The sequence below is a fragment of the Chelativorans sp. genome (assembly GCF_031180965.1).
Classification (GTDB): domain Bacteria; phylum Pseudomonadota; class Alphaproteobacteria; order Rhizobiales; family Rhizobiaceae; genus Chelativorans.
The window spans coordinates 1-23,664 of the sequence record NZ_JAPSLH010000028.1 but is presented as its reverse complement, the minus strand read 5'-3'; the positions used below and the strand labels follow the sequence as shown (position 1 = coordinate 23,664).

The following is a 23,664-nucleotide window of genomic DNA, read 5'->3' as shown; positions in this document are numbered from 1 at the left end:
AGGGCGTTGGCGGGTCGGGTTCTCCCTTACCGCCCGCAACGCGCGGGGCAAAGGGCAGGGCAACCTCTATCTGCGCAGCAGCCGCGCCTGGATTTCGCCGACGATGCCGCGGCGGAAGACGAGCACGCATATCATGAAGATCGCACCTGTCACGATCGTCACCGGCAGCGGGGAGGTGGCAAGATAGTTCTGCAGCGCCACGACCAGCCCCGCTCCGACGATCGGCCCCACCATGGTGCCGATGCCGCCGAGCAGCGTCATCAGGATCACCTCGCCGGACATCTGCCAGCTCACATCGGTCAGGGTGGCGAACTGGAAGACGAGCGCTTTCAGCGCGCCGGCAAGACCGGCGAGCCCAGCCGACATGATAAAGGCGGCGAGCTTGTATTTCTGTACGCTGTAGCCGAGCGAGACCGCGCGGTTCTCGTTCTCGCGGATCGACTTCAGGATCATGCCGAAGGGTGAGTTGACGATGCGCCAGATGGCAAAGACGCCGATCAGGAAGACCGCCAGCACGAAATAATAGATGTTGAGCGGCTGGTTGAGATCCATCAGGCCGAAAAGATGCCCGCGCGGGACGCCCTGAAGGCCGTCCTCGCCCTTGGTGAAGGGAGCCTGCAGGCAGAAGAAGAAGAACATCTGCGACAGCGCCAGCGTGATCATGGCGAAATAGATGCCCTGGCGGCGGATGGCGAGAAAGCCCATCACCGCACCCATAGCGGCGGCGCCGACAAGGCCGAGCAGGACGCCGGCCTCGGGCGTCCAACCCCATTCCTTGACGGCATGGGCCGTGAAATAGGCGGCGCCACCGAAGAAGGCCGCATGCCCGAAGGACAGCAGGCCCGTGAAGCCGAGCAGCAGGTTGAATGCGCAGGCAAAGAGCGCGAAGCACAGCATCTTCATGAGGAAGATGGGATAGAAGAAGAAGGGCGCGGCGATCAGCCCCGCCACTCCCACCGCCAGCAGCAGGAGATCGAAGCGCGCAGCGCGCCGGGCCTCCACCTCCGAGAGCGTCAGGTCGGCCATGTCAGGCATCCTTTCCGAACAGGCCGGCCGGCCGCACGAGCAGCACGATCGCCATGATGACGAAGATGACTATGTTGGAGGCTTCGGGGTAGAAGACCTTGGTCAACCCCTCGGCCAGGCCCAGCATATAGCCGGTTACGATCGCCCCGAGAATCGAGCCCATGCCGCCCACCACCACGACAGCGAAGACGATGATGATGAGGTTGGAGCCCATCAGCGGGCTCACCTGATAGACGGGCGCGGCCATGATGCCGGCCAGCCCGGCCAGGCCCGCGCCGATGCCGTAGGTGAGCGTCAGAAGCAGCGGGACGTTGACGCCGAAGGCCTGCACGAGGGTGGGGTTCTCCGTGGCCGCGCGGAGATAGGAGCCGAGCTTCGTCTTCTCGATGGCAAGCCATGTGCCAAGGCAGATCACCAGGGAGGCGAGCACCGCCCAGCCGCGATAGACCGGCAGGAACATGAAGCCGAGATTGACGGCGCCGGTGAGCGCGGGGGGAGGCGTATAGGCCTGTCCGGAGACGCCGTAATAGTAGCGGAACGTGCCCTCGATCACCAGCGCGAGGCCGAAGGTGAAGAGCAGGCCGTAGAGATGATCAAGGTCGTAGAGGCGCGACAGGAACAGCCGCTCGACGATCATGCCGCTGATGCCGACGATCAGCGGAGCGAGGATCAGCGCCGGCCAGTAGCCGATGCCGAGATTTGTCAGAAGCAGATAGCCGACAAAGGCCCCCAGCATATACTGCGCGCCATGGGCGAAATTGATGACGCGCAGCATTCCGAAAATGATCGCCAGGCCCAGGCTCAGCATGGCGTAGAACGAGCCGTTGATCAGCCCGACGAGAAGCTGGCCTAGAAATGCCTGGAGCGGAATGCCGAAGATCATCGTCATGGCCTAGACTCCCAGCGCGTCGTGCAGCGATTCCATGCGGCTGTCGAGCTCGGCCACGGGGAAGCCGGAGGTCACCCGTCCGTGCTCCATCAGATAGAAGCGGTCGGCGATGCGGCGGGCGAAGTGGAAATTTTGCTCGACGAGAAGGACCGTCATGCCGCGCTTCTTCAACTCCGTCAGCACCTCGCCGATGCGTTGGACGATCACCGGCGCAAGCCCTTCCGTCGGCTCGTCGAGGAGGAGCAGCCGCACCCCAGTCCGCAGCATGCGCGCGATGGCCAGCATCTGTTGCTCGCCCCCGGAAAGCTTCGTGCCCTGACTGCCGCGCCGCTCCTTGAGGTTCGGGAAGAGGTCAAAAATCTCCTCCATGCTCATGCCGCCCTCGGAAACGACGGGAGGAAGCAGGAGGTTCTCCTCCACGGAGAGGGTGGAGAAGATGCCTCGCTCCTCCGGCACGAAGCCGATGCCCTGATGCGCGGTGCGATGCAGCGGCAGGCGCAGGAGATCCTTGCCGTCGAAAGTGATCTTGCCGCTGCGCTTGCGGATGATGCCCATTATGGCGCGCAGCGTGGTCGTCTTGCCGACGCCGTTGCGGCCGAGCAGCGTCACCGTCTCGCCGGGAAAGACCTCAAGATTCACCCCGTGCAGCACATGGCTTTCGCCATACCAGGCATGGAGATCAGAAAGCATGAGGAGTGGCGCGCGCTCAGCCATGGGCCGTACCCATATAGGCAAGCCTCACCTGCTCGTTTCGGCTCACGGTCTCATAGTCGCCGGAGGCGATCACCTCGCCCCGCTGCAGAACCGTGATCCGGTCGCAGAGATCGGCCACGACCTTCAGATTGTGCTCGACCATCAGCACGGCCCGGTCCTTCGCCACCGCCCGGATGATCTCCGACACCTTGCCGATATCCTCCTGGCCCATGCCGGCCATCGGCTCGTCGAGCAGCAGCACCTTCGGGTCAAGGGCGAGCGTGGTGGCGATCTCCAGGACGCGCTTGCGCCCATAGGAAAGATCCGCGGCGAGCTTGTGCCGCTCGTCGGCGAGGCCAACGGAGGTGAGCAGTTCCTCCGCCCGCCGGTTCAGCCGGTTCAGCGACGAAACGGGCAGCCAGAACTGGTAGCCGAGCCCTTGCGGCCGCTGCAGCGCCACGCGCACATTGTCGAGCACGGACAGGTGAGGGAAGGTCGCCGAGATCTGGAACGAGCGCACCAGTCCCAGCCGCGCCACCCGCGCCGCCGACAGCCGCGTGATGTCGCGCCCTTCGAGCAGGATCGTGCCGCTCGTCGGCTCGATGAATTTGGTGAGCAGGTTAAAGACGGTCGTCTTGCCGGCGCCATTCGGGCCGATGAGCGCGTGGATCTGCCCGTGATGGGCGTCGATGTCCACATCCTTCACCGCGAGGAAGCCGCCGAACTCGCGCCGCAGCCCGCGGGCGGAAAGCACCGCCTGCGGACGCGAATCCGCCTGGCGGCCGGGAGCGGCCGCCGTCATCGCATCGCTCATGGCCATTACTGACTGGCGAGCGGGCAGCCGCTTTCGGCCGGCTTCATATAGGCCTGGTCGCCGGGAATGGTCGCCAGCACGTTGAAGTAGTCCCAGGCCTGCTTGCTCTCCGACGGCGCCTTCACTTCGAGCAGGTACATGTCCTTGATCAGGCGCCCGTTCGCGCCCACCTTGCCGCCTTGCGCGAAGACGTCGTCGACCGGCATCTCATGCAGCTTCGCGGCGACCGCCTCGGTCTCGTCCGTGCCGGCGGCCTCGATCGCCTTCAGATATTGCGTGACGGCCGAATAGGTGCCGGCATGGATCATGTTCGGCATGCGGCCGGTGCGCTCCATGAAGCGCTGGGCGAATTGGCGCGAGGTATCGTCGCGGTCCCAGTAATAGCCCTCGGTCAGCGTCAGGCCCTGCGCCGCTTCCAGGCCCAGGCCGTGTACCTCGGACAGCGTGAAAAGCAGCGCGGCCAGCCGCTGCCCGCCCGCCACGATGCCGAACTCCGCCGCCTGCTTGATGGCGTTGGACGTGTCGAGACCCGCATTGGCAAGGCCGATGACCTTGGCGCCCGAGGACTGCGCCTGCAGAAGGAAGGAGGAATAGTCGGTGGAGGCGAGGGGATGGCGCACCGAGCCCAGCACCTGCCCCCCCTTCGACTTGACGAAGTTCGAGGTCTGCTCCTCCAGCGAATAGCCGAAGGCGTAGTCGGCGGTCAGGAAGAACCAGGTGTCGCCGCCCTGTTCCACCAGCGCCCCGCCGGTGCCGACCGCCAGAGCATGGGTGTCGTAGGCCCAGTGGAAGCCGTAGGGAGAGCATTGGGCGCCCGTCAGCTCCGTCGTCGCGGCGCCCGTGACGATGTCGATCTTCTTCTTCTCCTTCGAGATCCCCTGCACGGCGAGCGCCACCGAGGAGGTGGTGAGCTCCATGATCGAATCCACCTGCTCGGTGTCGTACCATTGCCGGGCGATGTTGGAGGCGATGTCCGGCTTGTTCTGATGGTCGGCCGTGACGATCTCGATCGGGGCGTTCAGCACCTTGCCCCCATAATCCTCGGCCGCCATCTTCGCCGCCTCGAACGACCACTTTCCGCCGAAGTCGGCATAGACGCCCGACTGGTCGTTCAGGATCCCGATCTTCACCTTCTCGTCGGAAACCTGCGCCAGGGCGGGCATGGCCGTGGCGGCCAGGAGGGCCGCTGAAATAAATGCCAGTGTTCTCATGCTCTTCCTCCCATCATGATTCACCTGCGCGGTGGCCCTTTCTCCCGGTCTTCTCCGGTCCGGTCCGGCCTTCTCCACGTCCGGGCGCCCCGCAGCATGCGCGGAGGGTAGCATCGGTGGCGGCGTACACAACCCCTCCAAATGCCGACTTGACGGAACGGCCATTGTCCGGCTCATTGGCGGGTTGCTGCCGCAGACAGAACCGGGGCGAGACCGCATGGCCAGCATCAGACACAGCCGACTGGCCCTTTGCGCGGCCATTGCCGCACTTGCCGCTCCCGCGCTGCCCGCCGGCGCCGCCGCGCAATCCTTCGAATGCGCTGAGGTCATCGGCAAGGTGTTCAACGACCGGAACGGCAACGGCCTGCAGGACAGGGGGGAGAAAGGGCTTCCCGGCGTGCGGGTGGCAACGCCCAAGGGCTGGCTTATCATCACGGACGAGCATGGCCGCTTCCACGTCGCCTGCGCGGACATGCCGGAGGGTTCGCTCGGCTCCAACTTCATCATGAAGGTCGACACGCGGTCGCTGCCCACCGGCTACCGGCTGACGACGGAGAATCCGAGCATGGTGCGCCTGACCGCCGGCCGCATGGCCAAGCTCAATTTCGGCGCAGCCGTCCCCCGCTGACGCGGCGCCTGGCGCCGGGAAAAAGCTGAGCGGCGGCGCGCGCCCACAATTTGACACCAAGATCGCCCAGTTCCTTTCCCGGCGCAGGAAAATTTAACTCTTTGCTGACCATAATATTCGGTCGTTAGGGCATCTTGGGGGGCTTCCGATGCGTTTTTTCACGCTTCTCCTGCTTTTGATTCTTTCGGTCCCTGCCGTGGCGCAGACCGCTGCGCAGGGGACGGCCGAAGGGGCAGGCGGCGACGTCGGGACCCTTATTCGCATCCTGGAGAATGACGAAACCCGCGCAAAGCTGATCGAGGAGCTGCGCCGCGTCGATGGCGGAGCAGCCGCGGCGACTGATCCGGCGGCCGCGGATTCCGCCGGCGTCCTGCAGATCGGCGAATACACGCGCGCGGCCGTCGAGAGCTCGGCCGATCTCGTCGCTGCCGTCGTTCGTGGAATCAAGCAGGCCGCCGGCATATTCTCCGGCACGAGCACGCTCGACGCGGCAGCCCTTTGGAATGCGATCCGCAACGTGCTGATCGTGGCGGCGGTGACCTTCGCCGTCTTCTTCGTCCTGCGGCTCGGCTTCCAGCGCGCGCAGCGCATCTTCGCCGCGGCCGCCCAGGGACAGGGGCCGGTCCGCCGCGCGGGCATCATCGGCGTTTCGGCGGTCGCCGATATGGCCACCGTGCTCCTCGCCTGGGCCGCCGGATATGTGCCGGCGCTCTATCTCGGCTGGGGAGACCACGGCGGACAGAGCCAGACATTCTTCCTCGGCGCATTCCTGTGGATCGAGTTGGCGAAGGTGGCCGCGCGCGTCGCGCTCGCGCCGCGATGGCCGGCGCTGCGCTTCCTGCGCATGGGCGATACGACGGCCGCCTATTGGTATTTCTGGGCGAGCCGCATCCTGAGCGTGGTCGGCTATACCTTCCTCTTCATCGCACCCATCCTGGCGGCCAATGCCTCGCATGGCGCGGCCCAGGCGCTGCGCGCCTTCGTGCTCTTCTGCACGCTCGCCATGGCCTGCATTATCATCATGCAGAACCGCGACCGGGTGCGCGCCTGGCTCACCCGCCAGGCCGAGCGCTTCCAGTCGGAGGTGGTGGTCCGCTCGCTTTCGATCCTCGCGCGCTTCTGGAACGTGGTGGCGATCGGCTACCTCGTCCTCATCTTCACCCTCTGGCTGGCCGACGAGGAGGCGGCGCTGCCCTTCGTGCTGGCCGCCACTGTTCAATCCCTGATGGCCATCGCCATCGGCGTCGCGCTCACGGTCGCCGTCGTGCGGGTCGCGTCGGCGGGGATGCACCTGCCGGCCGATATCCGCGGCCGGCTGCCGCTGCTCGAGCAGCGCCTCAATGCCTTCGTCCCCAATGTGCTGCGCGTGGTCCGCGGCGTCATCCTCGCCGGCGTGGTGATCTCGATCGCCCAGATCTGGCGGCTTGCCGACGTGATGGGCTGGGTGTCCAGCGATTTCGGGCAGCGGGTCGTCACCGCAGTCATCTCGGCCGGCATCATCCTGCTCGTCGGCGGACTTATCCATCTTGCCGTGCAGTCCTGGGTCGAATACCGGCTCGACCCGCCGAAGGGCCGCAAGCCCACCGCGCGTGAGCGCACGCTCCTGTCGCTCTTCCGCAACGCATTCACCATCGCGCTCAGCGTCCTCGTCCTGATGCTGGTCCTTTCCGAGCTCGGGGTGAACATCGCCCCGCTGCTGGCCGGTGCCGGTATTCTCGGCCTTGCCGTCGGCTTCGGCGCGCAGAAGCTGGTGCAGGACATCATCACCGGCGCCTTCATCCAGTTCGAGAACGCCATGAACGAGGGCGACGTGGTGACAGTCGGCGGCATCACGGGCACGGTGGAGAAGCTGACGATCCGCTCCGTCTCACTGCGCACGCTCGACGGCGCCTACCACCTCATTCCCTTCTCGTCGGTGGATTCGGTATCCAACTTCATGAAGAGCTTCGGCTATCATGTGGCCGAGATCGGAGTGGACTACGGCGTGAGCATTCCCGAGGTGAAGCTGGCCATGCAGGAGGCCTTCGAGCGGCTGAAGCAGGGCGAGCACGGCGAGCACATCCTGGGCGATCTCGAGATGCACGGCATCACCCAGTTCGGCGATTCGGCCATCATGGTGCGGGCGCGCATCAAGACGCGGGCGGGCCAGCAATGGGCGGTCGGCCGCCACTATAACGAGATCATCAAGGAAGTCTTCGACGAGCGCAGGATCGACATACCCTTCCCGCACATGACGCTGCACCTTGATGAGGACGACCGCCGCGGCCTGGCGCTTGCGTCGGAGGACAAGCTCCAGGCCGTCGTCGGACCGCGTCGGCCGCCGGCGCGGGAGCGTCCCGCCCTGACGGCGAAACGCCTGCGCGCCGAACTGGCCGACCAGGAGCCTGCCGTCGGAGATACGCCGCTGGCCGCGCGAGCCTAGGAAGCGCTTCTTGTGACTGGATCGGATGACGGCGAGGGGATGGTGGGCGCGGTAGGGATTGAACCTACGACTCACCCGTGGTGAAGGGCGAGGCCGAATCGGCTTTCCCCTAAGACTCCATGCTCTACGACCGCTTGCAGCGGCGCTACGGGATTTGCACCGTGTACGCCCTTGCCGGCGGGCACCCGCTACTGCAGACGGTAGGTCAAGGGTGTAACGTGGGTCCAGTCGGGCGGCTTAGTCTCCGGCGAGCCCCGCAGCCCAGCGAGCTGTGATTTAGCGCAACTATTGCAAATTTGCCACGCCCATACTTTTTAGCTCCGAGCGGCGTAGTTTTCTGATACCGCCGGATGTTCCTGAAATACAGGCCCCGCGATTTCTGTCTCCCTCCCGTACTGCCCCGCAGAATGTCTCAGTTTTTTTGCAGGGGTGGGATGCCCGCGGCGGAGCATCCATAGCGGCGAGGGGGCAGGATGCAGCAAAATTCACGGTCAGTGCCGGCGGTGGGCCGGGATAGCGGAAGCGCGTTACCGGCGCGTGAGGCGGCGTCTGCACACCTGGTGCGCGGCGGGCGCATGACGAAGTGGAAGGGCGAAGCGGCAAGCTTCGCGCCCAACCTCGCCCATTTCGTTTCGGCCTCGGCGGGGCGGGTCCTCGCGGCCGGGCTGCTGGCGGCGCTTACCGCGAGCTCCGCCATTGCCGCAGACCGGTATTGGGACGCCAACGGAACCGGAAGCGGCTACGGCGGCACCGGGGTGTGGAACCTCAGCAATCTGAACTGGAGCCCCAACAGCGACGGTGTGAGCGGCCCGTATAATCAGGCGTGGAACAACAACGGCATTGTTCCGGGCACGCCCGACAATGCCATCTTCGGCGGCACCGCGGGCACAGTCACCCTCGGTGCGCCGATCACCGTGAATTCGATCACCTTCACTGCCAACGGCTATACGATTGCCGGCGCGGGCGCCAACATCCTGACGATCGCCGGCGGGACGCCGACGGTCACGACAAACGCCGGCGTCGGCGCCACGATAAGCGCCGGAATCCAAACGTCGGCGGGCTTCACCAAGGCTGGCGTGGGCGTGCTGACACTGTCGGGTGCGAACAACTTCGGCACTGGCGCTCTCAACGTCAATGCGGGCACGCTGACCCTGTCGGGGTCGAACACCTTCACGGGCAATGTCAACGTCAGCACCGGCACCAGCCTCACTTTGTCGGCGGCCAACACCTTCACCGGCAACATCAATGTTTCCGGCGCTCTGGGTGTTTCCAGCAATGCGGCGCTCGGCGCAGCGGGAAACACCGTTACGCTCAACGGCGGCTCCCTCTCCTCGGTCGGAGCACTGAATGCCGGCCGCCAGGTCATAATTAATGGTAGTGCCACGATTGGCGGCACGGGCGTGGGGTCGGCGCTCTTCACGGGCTCTGGAAATCTTGAGGTCCTCAGCGGCGTCTCGATGACCAACAACGCCAACACCTATACGGGCACGACGACGCTCTGGGGCAGCGGTGCGGCCAACGTTACGGTCTGGTTCACATCCGTCCGGAACACGGGAGAGGCCAGCGCGCTGGGATCAGGCGGCGACATCGTCCTCCAGGGCGTGAACAGCTTTAATGATAACTTTTCCTACACAGGCGACGGCGACACCACCGACCGCACATTTCGGTTCACGCCTGGCACCAACGCATCTGTAGCGCTGGGCAATAATGGGACAGGCACCCTGGCCTTCACCGGCTCCGTCTCCCTGGAAGGTGGCGCGCGCGGCATTATCATCAGCGCCACTAGCGCCGATATCGATTTCTCCTCAGGCATCATAAGCGGGGCTTCGGCCTCGACCCTTACCCTTACCGGGGGAGCGGCGCGCACCATCACACTCGGCGGCGCCAACACCTTCAGCACCGGGGTCACCATCACGACCGCCACCGTGGTGGCCTCCACCTTGGCCGACATAGGCAGCAACAGTTCGCTTGGCACCGGCTCCGCCGACAGCCAAATCCACATCAACAACGGCACGCTTCGTTACACCGGCGATGGCGACGACACCAACCGCACTTGGCAGGTCTCCGGCGCCAGCGCCGCGCTGCAAAACGACGGCTCTGGCGGGCTGGGCCTCTCTGGCGCGGTGGTGCTGAACTCCGGCGCGCTCAATTTGCGCGGCAGCTATGGCGGCCTCAACACCCTCTCCGGCAACATGACGGGCGCCGGCGGCGTCACGATGAATGGTGCGGGCACCTGGCTGCTCAGTGGCACCAACGATTTCGCCGGCCCGGTCACTGTCCAGAACGGCACTCTGCGCGCCGGCAGCGCCACGGCACTGGGCACTTCGGGCGCGGCCACCATCAATGGCGGCATGCTCGATCTCGCCGGTTACAGCAACACCTTCACTAGGCTCGACGGAACGGGCGGCGAGGTGGCGCTCGGCGGCGCGAATATGACGCTCGACATTGCCAACGGCATCACCGCGACCTATTCCGGCAGCATCACCGGCAGCGGCAGCCTGACGAAGACGGGCGCCGGCAGGCAGATCCTCAGGGGCGCCAACACCTATACGGGTGCGACGAACGTCGCCATCGGCACGCTGGAGCTTAGCTTCGCAGGCGCGGGTGGCCCAACCTCAGACATCATCTCCTCTTCCTCGACGCTCAATATGTCGGGCGGCACGTTAGCGGTCACCGGGGTTTCGGGAGAAGGCAATACCCAGACCTTCGACGGCCTCAACATTACCGGCGGCACCAACAGGATCACGGCCACCAACGCCACCGTGAATTTCGGCCCGGTCAACCGGACTGCGGGCATCATCGATTTTGGCATCGGCACGGGCACGGTGATGACCGTCGCGCCCGGCACGACGCTTGGCGGCTGGGCCACGGTGACCACCGGCACCGCCACCGACTATGCCGACGTAAACGCCAGCAACCAGATCGTCGCGTTCACCGCCTACGACCTCAAGGACAATGCCGCAACCTGGATCGATGGTGATATCGTGGCCGATACGGCCGGCGCGGCCAACTCGCCCTTCTTCGGAACCGCGAGCGACGCCGGTGGCGACAATATCGTTCAGCTCGGAGGCCTGCGCTACGCGGCAGCGCCGGCGGCAGGTTCCGTGGTCACGGTCGGCGCCGGCCAGACGCTCGGCATCGATGGGACTATCATTGTCGGAGCGTCGGTGGGCGCGACCACCCAGACGATCCAGAACGGCTCAGTGAGGGGCACCGCCGGGGGCGTGCTGGGCATCCAGCAAAACAGCATCGGCACGTTCAGCATCAACTCGACGATCGTCGACAATGCTGGGCCGACAGGGCTTACCGTGGCGGGCAGCGGAACGGGCGCCGGCACTGGCAAGGTCGTGCTCGGCAACGCCGCAAACACCTATACGGGCGGCACCTTGATTTCGCGCACCACGCTGGAGGTTGGCACGCTTGCCAATGGCGGCGTGGCCAGCAGCATCGGCATGTCGTCTGCAGACCCCGCTAATCTGGTGCTGGAGGCGGGCAGGCTCAGCTATACGGGCGGGACCGCGAGCACCGATCGCGGCATGACGCTCACGCGCTCCGGCGCCCTCGCCGACAACATAATCAACGTCACCCAGGTCGGCGCGAACCTCACCGTCGGCGGCGAGCTGATAAGCCCGGATGGGGCGAACCTCATCAAGGAAGGCGCCGGCACGCTGACGCTGACCAATGCCAACAGCAGCTATGCCGGCACGACCACCATCAGCGCGGGCACGCTGGCAGTGACCAGCCTCGGCAATGGCGGCGCCAACAGCACCATCGGCTCTTCCAGCAGCGACTCGGCCAATCTCTTCATCGCCAATGGCGCCGAGTTCCAGTATGACGGCGTGACCGCCACAAGCGACCGCGGCTTCACATTGGGCACTGGCTCCGCCGGGGTCGGTTTCGATGTCTCTTCCGTCGGCTCGGTCCTGACCATGACGGGCGACGCGGTCGGCGTGAATTCGCTGGTAAAGCGCGGCGCCGGAACTCTGGTGCTGTCGGGCAACAACACCTATAGGGGCAACACGGTCGAGGCAGGCACCCTGCGCGCCGGCTCCACCACGGCGTTCGGCGGCACCTCCTACCTCATGCAGGTCAATGCGGGCGGCAGGCTGGAACTTGCCACTTTCAGCAACACGGTGGGTGGGCTTGCGGGCGCCGGCACCGTGCATCTGGGCGCGGCCGGCACCACGCTGACCCTCAGCGGCCAGACAGCTGCGTTCACCGGCACGATCACAGGCACGGGCGGGCTCACTGTCAGCAATACGCAAACGCTTAATGGCTGCAACCACAATTATACGGGTCCTACCACCATCAGCGGCGGCACCCTCATTGCCGACTGCATTCGCAATGGCGGTACGGCAAGCAGCATCGGCGCCTCCCCCAACACATCCAGCAGCCTTGTTTTAGCCAGTAGCGGCGTGCTTCAATACACGGGCGGCGACGTTGCGACCGACCGGGGCTTCACGCTGTCGTCCGGCTGGGGCTATTTCGACGTGACCCAGGCGGCCACTGAGCTCGAATTCGAGGGCACTGTAACCGGAGGCGGCAGCCTGGCCAAGCGAGGCCCGGGCACGCTGATCCTTTCCGGCACCAACACCTACACCGGAAGCACCTCGGTGGAGGCAGGCACGCTGATTGCGGGCTCGGCCAGCGCCTTCGGCGCCGGCTATCTGTCCATCAGCGCCGGCGCGACGGTCGACACCACCGGCTTCAATAACACGATTTACGGCCTGGGCGACAACAGCACAGCAGGCGGTCAGATCCTCATCGCCGACAAGACCTTGACGCTCAGCGATGGTGGCTCGGCGACCTTTGCCGGAAGGATCACCGGCACGACCGGCCGACTTGTGAAGAATGGCGGCGGCACACAGATATTGACGGGCTGCGATAACAGTTATGGCGGCGGCACCACGATCAACAGCGGCTGGCTGGTTGTCAATTGCTTGGCGGATGGCGGGGTGAACAGCTCGATCGGTCGTTCCAGCGCCGACGCGGCCAACCTCGTGATAGGCGCTGCGGGGCTCCATTATCAGGGTGACGGCGACACGACCAATCGCGGCTTCACCATGTCAGCCTTCGACTCATACATCCGAAATCACGGAACCGGTGCGCTCGAGTTCACCAGCACTGCCGCCGTCGCCTATTCGGGTGCCGGAACCCGACGGTTACGGCTTCTCGGCTCGAACACTGACACCAATATCATGGCCGCGCATATCGGCAACAATGGCGCCTCGGCGACCCATTTCGTCAAGGACGAGGCGGGAACGTGGCGGCTGACCAGCACCACCAGTAACTATACTGGCCCCACCTCAATCAATGGCGGCGTGCTGGAAGTCACCAAGCTCGCGGATGGGAACTCTGCCAGCAGCATCGGCGCCTCGACCGCGATTGCCGGTAATCTGGTCATCAATACCGAAAGCCATCTCCGCTATGTGGGCAGCGGCGACAGCACCAACCGCCTCTTCACGCTCGGCAATGGCGCATCATACATTGAATCCTCGGGCACCGGGGCGATCAACTTCACCGACAGCGGCGGCCTAATGGGTTTCGCGGGCGGCGGCCCGCGCACCATGGTGCTGGGCGGCACCTACACCGGCGACAACATCATGGGCGTGACGATCCGCGACTTAAACGCCACCACCGGGCAAACCACGCTTGCCAAGCATGGTGAAGGCACGTGGATACTGACCGCAAACAACACCTACACCGGCAACACCGTTATCGACGCCGGCAAGCTCATCATCGGCAATGGCGGCACCACCGGCAATGTCGGCACAGGTCCAGTGATCCTGGCTTTTGATACCGGCACGCTCGGCTTCAACCGCAGCGATACGGTCAACTTCGCCGGCCAGATCAGCGGTCCCGGCACCATCGAGCAGATGGGAGAAGGCACCACAAATCTCACGGCCGTCAACAGCGCCGGCGTCACCAAGATCAGCGAAGGCACGCTGCAGGTCAGCGGCGCCCTGACGACCGATACGATCGTCTTCGAGGACGACGAGACGACAACCCTGACGGTCAACGGCACGGTGCAGGGCAACGGCCTGCCCGCCACAATCACCGGGGATGCTTCGGCCAACATCATCAATGTCAATACCGGCGGCACGCTCACGGCGGTGGGCGATCTCGGCGGCGGCAGCGATACGATAACGCTCGCCGGCACGCTGAACACAGGAGCCGGCACGCTGAGCCTGGGCAGCGGCAACGACACGCTGACGCTCAATGATGGCGGCGTCATCGGCGGCAGCGTCACGGGCGGGACGGGGACCGACACGCTGCAGGTCAACAATTCCGGGGCAGTCACGCTTGCCGGCGGCAGCTTCTCGGAGTTCGAGAGCCTGAACAAGACCCTGGGCGGCATCCTGACCCTGACGGGCAGCCACAGCTACAGCGCGGGCGCGACGATTGCGGCAGGGACGCTGCAGATCGGCAATGGGGCGACGGCGGGCGCGCTTGCCACGCCGACCGTGGCCAACAGCGGCATCCTCGCCTTCAATATGAACAGCAATTACACCTTTGCCGGTGCGATCTCGGGCAGCGGCCAGGTGACCAAGCTCGGCAGCGGCGTGACCACGCTGACGGGCACCAGCACCTACACCGGTGCGACGAACGTCAATGAAGGCACGCTGCTTATCAATGGCGACCAGTCCGGCGCGAACGGGCTGACCTCCGTGGCAAGCGGCGCGACGCTCGGCGGCACCGGCACGATCGGCGGCAGCGTCTCGGTGGCCGATGGGGGCATCCTCAGCCCCGGTGCGGCCGGCAATGCGCCGGGCAGGCTTGCCATCAAAGGCGGGCTCGCCCTCAATGACGGCTCGATCGTCAATGTCAATTTCGGCCAGGCCAATGTCGCCGGCGGTCCGCTCAACGACCTGATCCAGGTCGGCGGGCATCTGACGCTCGACGGCACGCTCAACATCACCGAGACGCCCGGCGGCGATTTCGGGCCCGGCGTCTACCGCATCTTCAACTACGGCACGATGACCAATAACGGTCTCGACGTCGCCTCGCCCGATTATTTCGTGCAGACCTCGGTGGCCAACCAGGTCAATCTGGTCAATTCGGCCGGCCTGGCGCTGAGCTACTGGGACGGCGACGCGGGACCGCACTCCAATGGCGCCGTCAATGGCGGCAACGGCACGTGGCGGGCCGCGGGCGACCAGAACTGGACCGACGAGACCGGCACATTCGCCGCCCCCTTCGCCAATGCCAGCTTCGCCATCTTCCAGGCAACGGCTGGCACGGTTGAGGTCGACGATACCAACGGCCCGGTGCAGGCGCTTGGCATGCAGTTCGCCACAAGCGCCTATGTGGTGCGGGGCGACGGAATCGAACTCCTCGACGACAGCACCCAGGCCGGCCTCCAGTCGGTCATCCGCGTCGGCGACGGCACATTGGCAGGGGCGGGCTACGTCGCCAGCATCGAATCGGCACTGTCCGGCGCCACCCAGCTGGTGAAGACCGATCTGGGCACGCTGGTGCTGTCGGGGACCAACACCTATACGGGCGGCACCGCCATCAATGGCGGCACGGTCGAGATCTTTGCCGACGCCAATCTGGGTGCTGCCGGTGGGGCACTCAGCTTGAATGGCGGCACGCTGCGCAACAATCTTGCCGTCACCTCCAGCCGGGCCGTCACGCTCAATGCCGGCGGCGGCACCTTCGAGACGCTGGACACGCTCACGCTCAACGGCGCGGTAGGCGGCACGGGCGTGCTGACCAAGACGGGCGCGGGCACGCTGGTGCTGTCCGGCGCCAATACCTACCAGGGCGGCACAATCATCAATGCCGGCACGGTTGCCGTCTCGGCCAACGCCAATCTCGGCGATGCAAGCGGCGCGCTCACCTTCAATGGCGGCACACTGCACAGCACAGGCACCTTCACCGCCGCACGCCACGTGACGCTCAATGCCGGCGGCGGAACCTTCGACACGGACGGCGGAACGGCGCTGACGCTGGCCAATGCCGTGGTGGGCGCAGGCGCGCTTACTAAGGATGGCACCGGCACGCTGGTTCTTGCCAACACCAACACCTATGGCGGCGGAACCACGATCTCGGGCGGCACCCTGCAGCTGGGCAATGGCGGAGGCTCGGGCTCCATCATGGGCGGCGTGCTCAACAGCGGCACGTTCGCCTTCAACCGCAACAACAGCTACAGCTTCGACGGGCTAATCGAAGGCTCGGGCTCGGTCGAGCAGATCGGCAGCGGCGTCACGATCCTGACCGCCGACAACACCTATAGCGGCGAGACCCGCGTTCGCGAAGGCACGCTCATCGTCAATGGCGACCAATCGGCGGCCGGGGGCGCCACCACCGTCGAGGATGGCGGCACCCTGGGCGGCACCGGCACCATCGGCGGCGATGTCAGCGTTCTCGACGGCGGTTCGCTGAGCCCCGGCAATGTCGGGGCAGCGCCTGGAACGCTGACCATCGACGGCCATCTGACGCTCGCCGAGAATGCCACGCTCAACTACAATTTCGGGCAGGCGGGCGTGGTTGGCGGCGCCTATAACGACCTGACAATCGTGCGCGGCGACCTCGTGCTCGACGGCACGATCAACGTCACGGAGACGCCCGGCGGAAGCTTCGGCCCCGGCATCTACCGCATCATCAGCTATACCGGAGGCTTCACCAATCAGGGCTTGTCGGAGAACTCCGCCAACCACGTGGTGCAGACGTCGATCGACGGCCAGGTGAACCTGGTCGAGATCAGCGCCATGACGCTCAATTTCTGGGACGGCGACGTCGGGACCAAGGGCGAGTTCGTCGATGGCGGCAGTGGCACCTGGCGTGCGGCCGGCGACGACAATTGGACCGAGGAGGTGGGCGACGTCAACGCCGCCTTCACCAATGGCAGCTTTGCCATCTTCGCCGGCGCGGACGGAGAGGTCGAGGTCGACAATGACAATGGCCAGGTGCGCGCCGCCGGCATGCAGTTTGCCACCCCTGGCTACCGCATCTGGGGCGACGCCATCGAGCTCGAGGGGCCGCAGGCGACCATGCGCGTGGGCGACGGAACGGCGCCGGGCGCTGCCTATGTCGCCACCATCGAATCCGTCCTTTCGGGCGACGCGCAGATCGTCAAGCGGGACCTCGGCACGCTGGTGCTTGCCGGCAACAACACCTATACGGGCGGCACCTTCATCGACGAGGGCACGGTCCAGATCTCCAGCGACGCCAATCTCGGCGACGCGGCTGGCGCTCTCATCCTTGACGGGGGCGCCCTGCGCAACACGGGCGCGCTCACCTCGGCCCGCAACATCACGCTTAACGCCGCCGGCGGCACCTTCCTGACCGATGAGGATGCCACCCTGTCCGGCATCATCGGCGGCGCGGGCGGCCTGGTGAAGTCCGGTGCTGCGGCCCTGACCCTAACCGGCAACAACATCTATGCCGGCCCGACCACCGTCACCGCAGGCAGCCTCTATGTGGAGGGCAACCAGGGCGGCGCGGATGGGCTGACCTCCGTCCTCAGCGGCGCCACGCTCGGCGGCGGCGGCAGGATCGGCGGCGATGTGACGATTGCCGACGGGGCCACGCTGACCCCCGGCGCTGCCGACGGCACGCCCGGCACGCTCGCCATAGACGGCAATCTGGCGCTCTCCGGCGGCTCGATCCTGAACTACAGCTTTGGCCAAGCCAATGTCGAAGGCGGGACGCTCAACGATTTCATCACGGTGGGCGGCAACCTCGTGCTCGACGGCACGCTGAACGTCACCGAGACGCCGGGCGGCACCTTCGGCCCCGGCATCTACCGCATCTTCAGCTACAACGGCACGCTCACCAATAACGGGCTGACGGTCGGCGCCATTCCATCATCGGGTTACTTCGTCCAGACGGCCATCGCCAACCAAGTAAATCTCGTCAACACGGACGGGCTGGTGCTCAACTATTGGGACGGCGCAGCCGGCCGTAAATTCGACAGCGTCATCCAGGGCGGCGACGGTGTCTGGCAGAATTCGGCCGGCAATGACAATTGGGCCGACGGCACCGGAATGATCAACGCGCCGTATACGGACGGCTCGTTCGCGATCTTCTCCGGCCAAGCGGGCACGGTGACGGTCGACAACGACCTCGGCCAGGTGACGGCCTCGGGCATGCAATTCACCACCGACGGCTATGTCATCGAAGGCGGCCCGCTCGGGCTTGACGGCCCGCAATCGACCATCCGCGTGGGCGACGGCAGCTCCGCCGGGGCGGCCATGACGGCCACCATCGAAGCCAACCTCACCGGCGGCAGCCAGCTGGTCAAGACCGACCAGGGCACGCTGGTGCTTGCAGGAACCAACAGCTACACCGGCGGCACGGCGGTCAATGGCGGCACGCTGCAAATCTCGAGCGACGCCAATTTGGGCGAGGCGAGAGGCGCGGTGAGCCTCAGCGGCGGCACGCTGCGCACGAGCGCAAACTTCGCCAGCGCGCGGGCGTTGAACTTCCTTTCGGACAGCGCCGTCTTCACCGAGGAGGACACGAGCCTGACGTGGAACGGCGTCCTCTCGGGCAGCGGCTCTTTCACCAAGGACGGCGCCGGGACGATGACGGTTGACGCAGACAGTTCCGCCTTCGCTGGCAGCACCTCCGTCAATGACGGCACACTGGCCGTCACCGGCAGCCTGTGCGGCGACATCAACGTGCGCGCGGGCGGCCGGCTGCAGGGGACCGGAACCGTCTGCGACACGAACAACTTCGCAGGCGGCACTGTCGCGCCAGGCAATTCCATCGGCACGCTCACGGTCGACGGCGACTATACGGGCAGCGGCGGCATGCTGGAGATCGAGACGGTGCTCGGCGGCGACGCCTCGCCGACCGACCGGCTGGTCGTCACCGGCGATACTTCTGGCACGTCCAGCGTCAAGGTCGTCAATCTCGGTGGCGGCGGCGCACAGACGGTGGAAGGCATCAAGATCGTCGATGTCGCCGGTGCGTCCAACGGCACATTCGCGCTTGACGGCGACTATGTGTTCGAGGGCGAGCAGGCGGTGGTTGGCGGTGCCTATGCCTACCGTCTCTATAAGGGCGGCGTGAGCACGCCGGCCGATGGCGACTGGTACCTGCGCTCCGCTCACCTGCATCCCGGCAATCCGGACCCGCAGCCGCTCTATGCGCCGGGCGTGCCGCTCTACGAAGCCTATGCCGGGGTTCTCCAGAGCTTCAACGAACTCGGCACCCTGCAGCAGCGGGTCGGCAACAGGTCATGGGGGTCCAGCGCTACCCCGCAGGGAGCGGACGTTCCGGATGCGGGGCCGATCGACAGCAAGGCGATCTGGGCCCGCATCGAAGCTGCTCACACGGAGTTTGCGCCGGAGACATCCACAACGGGAGCGGATTACGACGCAGCAGTCTGGAAGCTGCAGGCGGGCGTCGACGGGCCGGTTCGCGAGACCGACGCCGGGGTTCTGATCGGGGGGATCACAGTCCACTACGGAACTGTTACTTCCGACGTGTCGTCGGTATTCGGCGCCGGCTCGATCGATGCCACGGGCTACGGCTTCGGCGGCACGCTCACCTGGTATGGCAACAGCGGCTTCTATGCGGACGCGCAGGCACAGGTGACGTGGTATGACACCGATCTCACCTCATCGACGCTTGGCACCACTCTGGCCGATGGCAATGATGGGGCGGGCTATGCGTTCAGCCTGGAGGCTGGCCAGAGGATCGCATTCGGGGACCGCTGGTCGGTGACCCCCCAAGCCCAACTCGGCTATTCCGCGGTCGATTTCGACGACTTCACCGATCCCTACGGCGCTGCCGTCGCCCTTCAAGATAGCGACACCCTGACGGGCCGCATCGGCATGTCTGTCGATTACGAAAACCAGTGGGTGGACAGCGCCGGGCAGGTGAGCCGCGCGCATGTCTACGGCATCGCCAACCTCTACTACGACTTCCTCGAAGGCTCGGAGGTCGATGTCTCTGGGACACGTTTCGACAGCGAGAAGCCGGCGCTCTGGGGCGGGATCGGACTGGGTGCTTCGCTGAGCTGGGCCGACGGCCGCTATGCCGTTTTTGGCAACGCAAAACTTAACGGCGCCCTGGAAGATATCGCCGACAACTATAGCCTCGGTGGCACGTTGGGGCTACGTGTGAGCTGGTAAGGCATCCAGGACGTCGAAAACTCCTGCTCCTCAAATCGAAGGACGAAGGCAAAAGTGAAGAAGACAAGCTTGATCGACCTCGCCTTGCCCACGTTTGCGGGCGCGCTGATGATCACAAGTGTTGCTGCACAGGAAGCTGTCCAGGTGCAGACCCCGACCACCCTGTCGGAGACCTACGATTCCTGGACCGTGCAGTGTGCCAACAGGAGCGAGGGTGAGCAGACACGCCGCGTCTGCCAGATGTCGCAAGAGCTTCTGCAGCAGGAGTCGCGGCAAAGAGTTCTGCTGTTCGCCATCTCCAAAGAGGGCGAGAACGCCGCCAAGGCCACCGTGATCGCGCCCTTCGGCTTGATGCTTTCGGAAGGGCTGCGCATCGAGATCAACGAGACGGAGCTGGTCCGGGGCGCCTACCGCACCTGCCTGCCCGCCGGATGTGTGGTGGAGTTCGACCTGCCCGAGGCCGCCATTGATCAACTGGGCGCAGCGGAGGCTGCGACCGTCTTCATGACCGCCAATACGGGGCAGCCGGTGACAACCGATATCTCGATGAAGGGGTTTTCTGCCGCCTATCAGCGGCTTGTGGCGCTTTCCGCAGGCTAGGAACCTCCGGCTGGCGGGTTACCCGGCTCAGCTGGTCTGCGGGCGTGCAGCGGGAGGTTCAGCGAGGAGCTAGCGGGGGGTGCAGGGATGCTGCAGACAGCTGAGTGGACTTGCCAGGGTTGCGAAAGGCAACAGGTCCTTCGCAAGATCGACACCCACCGCTGGGTCGTGAGTGAGGTTGATCCTCGCGGCAAGCAGCTTCGCAAGCCGCGCGTCTTCGAGCTATGCCCGTCATGCAAGATGCGGGTGATGTCCCAGAAACACGATGAGATTTTGAGGGCGGAATAGTTGCACCTGTGCGTGCCGAGCGGGCTTAATTGCGCCCCTGGTTAGGCTGCAAGATAAAGCAAGCGCGCGCTTGCGGCGAGCTTTGCTCGCTAGGTGGTTTGCCGCACGGTGCGGCCCAAATCTTCTACACCACGGCAAGTCGTTCTACTCCATGGCGCGAAACGGCGCCTGGAGCATTGCGTGAGCTGAATTCGCCAGCAAACATGCTTTCATAACGCAATTCGCAAAAGGTGATCGGTCAATCACCCCGTCCGGGTGAGCTGCCAGTTGGAGCGCCTACGTTTTGTGACACCGGCGGAATATTCTGATAAGCCACTGAAAAATTTAGCAAATCGGCGATGCATTTCCGCAACAATGGTGGGGATTCCAGCATCTCGGCGACGGATCGTTATTGCCCTCGTGACTAAGTAAGGCGAGCTTAGGAATCAGTGCCAATCGCGGGGGTAAGACATGAATAGACGCACACGCGCCACTTCTGCGCGCAATCCTTCGATCCGGTCGCACCAATCTGCCTTTGCGCGGCATCTCCGGCACAGGCGCAGCTTGGCGAGCGCGTCACCAATCTCGGGCGCCGGCAGAGCGATCTCGAAAACGAGATGCGCAGCGGCTTCCGGCAGATCGAGCAGTCCTTCGCCTCGTTCACCAACGAGACCCGCGCCTCGATCAATGCTCTGTCGGCCACCATCGCCGAAAGGAGCAAGCCGCAATGGCAGGCGATCGGCGTTGCCTTGACCTTTGCCGTGATCATCGGCGGCATGGCATATTGGCCGATCAGGGAGGCGACGACGGATCTGAAGACGGATGTCTCGACGCTTTCGGCCGAAACGCGCCGCGCCTTCGACATGGCGGCCGAGCGGTTCGTCACTCGCGAGGAACTCGACTGGAGGGCGGCACGCAGCGCGGAGGATCGCTCGCGCACCGACACTGCCATCGAGGATCTGCGGACGACAATGCTCCCTCGAAACGGGTGGTCCGAGCGGAATTTGAACCGCGACCACGAGATCGCGAACCTTCAGCGGCAGATCGATCTCCAGCGCGAGGATTTTCAGCAGTTTTCGAGCTCCCTCGGCAATGGCCGCGACGTGATCCAGGACCTAAAATCGGAGATCGAGCGGCTGCGCGACCAGCTGGCCGACGTCCGAACGAGGCAGTTTCAGCGCATGGGAGCCTCCCCTTAGACTTTCCCTTGAGTCTCCGGCGACCGCTGTGGCCATGCCATGTCGAGGGGCGTACTTCCAACATTCAGTATTGCTGGGTAAACCCGGCCCGCGTTGCGCTTGCGCAACAATTGAATGACATTTCTTCTTTCTTTTGACCGGCGTCTTCGCATTTGCAACAGCGTAGGACATGATTATCTCCTCATGGGAGGAGATTGCAGTGCCACGCCTTTCACCAAGAACGTCGATGTTGCCCGATTGGTCACAGGGCCGCAGGCGCTGGGCCCTATGGCTGACCCCAAGCATCACATTTCTGATTTTGGCGGTGAGCCCGGCGTTGGCCGATGGGGGAGGTGGGAGCGCGGGTTCTGTAGCAGGTGGTGCCGGGGGAGCCGATAGTCCGACCGGTGTTGGCGGTAACGGAGCGATCGCGGCCGGTATTTCGAGAGGCGGCGGCGGTGGCGGAGCAGGCGTGACAGGAGGAGCGGGGGGCGCGGGGAATCAAATTGGCGTAGCAATAGCCGGTCCCGGTGGCGCTGGCGGGTTGTCGGCGGGCGAGAATGGATCTGACGGCGGGAACGCTTCAAACGGGAGCAACGCAGGAAATAGCGGTGGCGGCGGTGGCGGTGGTGGCGGTGCGCACGGCTATGTTGGGATCTCACTACCGAATATCGATTCGTCAGGAGGAACTGGTGGCCAAGGAGGTTCGGGATCGGGGGACTGGGGCGACGGTGGTGGTGGAGGCGCCGGCGGTTATGGAGCCGTAATCACCGGCAGCGGCGATTTGGGAATACTTGAAACCTCGGTAACGGGAGGTAACGGAGGCGCCGGCGGCGCGGGGGATTCCTCCGGCAATGGCGGAAGTGGCGGAATCGGACTGCTGTTCACGAGCACGGACGGGGTATCAGTGCTTATCGATTCTCTGGTTCAAGGAGGTATAGGCGGAGCGGCAGGTGCAGGCAATTGGGACGGGTTTCCTGGGCCGAGTGGTACGGGCATTGTTGGGCAGAACCTTCAGCTCGTAGTCCGCACAAATGGCACGGTCGCCGGGGGACCCGGCGCGAATGCAATTGTGTTTTCAGGGGGCAGCACCAATCTTCTTGAGCTCCACAACGGTGGTGTGATCACCGGAGATGTTTTGGCAGCTGGGTCGGCAGATAGCTTCCGACTGGGGGGCGTCGAGGATGGCACGTTCGACGTTTCTTTGATCGGGCCGTCCCGGCAGTACCGCAATTTCGAGTACCTCCAGAAAACCGGCGGCAGCACATGGACGATCACTGGACAGGCGACAAACCAACCGGCGCCATGGGCCATTTACGACGGAACTTTGATGATGTCCGCAGGGTCCGACCTTGGGGACGTGCCACTCACCAACTATAGCGGGACGTTCGCGGGTATCGGGACGGTCGGACCGGTGAGCCTCTATGGGCCAACCCTTCAGGCTCCCGGAGGTGCTATCATCGCGCCTGGCGTCAACGACATCGGCACGTTGACCATCGACGGCACCTTTCATTCCGATCGAGGCGTCCTTCAAATTGAGACGGAACTCGGCGATGATACTTCGCCAACCGATCTGCTCCGAGTCACCGGCAACACATCCGGCAGCACCAACGTGCGGGTGAACAACGTCGGCGGTACTGGCGCGCAGACCGTGGAAGGCATCAGAATCGTCCAGGTTGACGGGACTTCCGAGGGCGCGTTCTCGCTGCTCGGTGACTACGTCTTCCAAGGTGAGCAGGCCGTCGTGGCTGGCGCTTACGCCTATCGTCTCTACCAGGGCAGCGTGAGCGATCCCACGGACGGCGATTGGTATCTTCGCTCAGCGGCGGTACCAGATCCGGATCCCG

At 64.8% G+C, this 23,664-nt stretch carries 12 protein-coding genes; 7 read left to right on the top strand and 5 right to left on the bottom strand.

Going from position 1 to position 23,664, the window contains the following annotated elements:
* Positions 1-66 precede the first annotated feature (66 nt).
* The 5 genes from RIN79_RS17595 to RIN79_RS17575 are packed head-to-tail and all read right to left on the bottom strand — an operon-like array spanning position 67 to position 4,633.
* The gene (locus RIN79_RS17595; RefSeq protein WP_309085989.1) at positions 67-1,026 is read right to left on the bottom strand and encodes a branched-chain amino acid ABC transporter permease; all 960 of its coding nucleotides are present in this window, start codon (positions 1,024-1,026) and stop codon (positions 67-69) included.
* Position 1,027: 1 nt separating this feature from the next.
* The gene (locus tag RIN79_RS17590) at positions 1,028-1,915 is read right to left on the bottom strand and encodes a branched-chain amino acid ABC transporter permease (RefSeq protein WP_309085988.1); all 888 of its coding nucleotides are present in this window, start codon (positions 1,913-1,915) and stop codon (positions 1,028-1,030) included.
* Between the two features lie 3 nt (positions 1,916-1,918).
* Positions 1,919-2,629 (bottom strand): ABC transporter ATP-binding protein, encoded by a 711-nt coding sequence (locus tag RIN79_RS17585; RefSeq protein ID WP_309085987.1) that lies wholly within the window; start codon positions 2,627-2,629, stop codon positions 1,919-1,921.
* Positions 2,622-3,422 carry an ABC transporter ATP-binding protein gene (locus tag RIN79_RS17580; protein ID WP_309085986.1) on the bottom strand — a complete coding sequence of 267 codons (801 nt, stop codon included), beginning with the start codon at positions 3,420-3,422 and terminating at the stop codon, positions 2,622-2,624. The genes RIN79_RS17585 and RIN79_RS17580 overlap by 8 nt, the downstream gene beginning before the upstream one ends.
* Positions 3,423-3,427: 5 nt before the next feature.
* On the bottom strand, positions 3,428-4,633 hold the full coding sequence (locus RIN79_RS17575; RefSeq protein ID WP_309085985.1) for an ABC transporter substrate-binding protein: 1,206 nt from the start codon (positions 4,631-4,633) through the stop codon (positions 3,428-3,430).
* A gap of 217 nt (positions 4,634-4,850) precedes the next feature.
* Here RIN79_RS17575 and RIN79_RS17570 point away from each other — a divergent pair, with 217 nt between their 5' ends.
* The 7 genes from RIN79_RS17570 to RIN79_RS17540 form a co-directional block, all read left to right on the top strand.
* The gene (locus RIN79_RS17570; protein ID WP_309085984.1) at positions 4,851-5,261 is read left to right on the top strand and encodes a hypothetical protein; all 411 of its coding nucleotides are present in this window, start codon (positions 4,851-4,853) and stop codon (positions 5,259-5,261) included.
* Between the two features lie 148 nt (positions 5,262-5,409).
* Positions 5,410-7,683, top strand: coding sequence for a mechanosensitive ion channel domain-containing protein (locus RIN79_RS17565; RefSeq protein ID WP_309085983.1), 2,274 nt, complete (start codon positions 5,410-5,412; stop codon positions 7,681-7,683).
* Between the two features lie 575 nt (positions 7,684-8,258).
* A complete protein-coding gene (locus tag RIN79_RS17560; protein ID WP_309085982.1) occupies positions 8,259-19,772 on the top strand; it encodes an autotransporter-associated beta strand repeat-containing protein in 11,514 nt (3,837 codons plus the stop codon).
* 54 nt (positions 19,773-19,826) lie between these two features.
* Positions 19,827-20,372: an invasion associated locus B family protein gene (locus RIN79_RS17555; protein ID WP_309085981.1), complete on the top strand. Its 546-nt coding sequence runs from the start codon at positions 19,827-19,829 to the stop codon at positions 20,370-20,372.
* Positions 20,373-21,256: 884 nt separating this feature from the next.
* The gene (locus tag RIN79_RS17550) at positions 21,257-21,838 is read left to right on the top strand and encodes a hypothetical protein (protein ID WP_309085980.1); all 582 of its coding nucleotides are present in this window, start codon (positions 21,257-21,259) and stop codon (positions 21,836-21,838) included.
* Positions 21,839-22,377: 539 nt separating this feature from the next.
* Positions 22,378-22,584 (top strand): hypothetical protein, encoded by a 207-nt coding sequence (locus tag RIN79_RS17545; RefSeq protein ID WP_309085979.1) that lies wholly within the window; start codon positions 22,378-22,380, stop codon positions 22,582-22,584.
* A gap of 305 nt (positions 22,585-22,889) precedes the next feature.
* The coding region (locus RIN79_RS17540) for an autotransporter outer membrane beta-barrel domain-containing protein (protein ID WP_309085978.1) at positions 22,890-23,664 on the top strand (775 nt) is incomplete at its 3' end.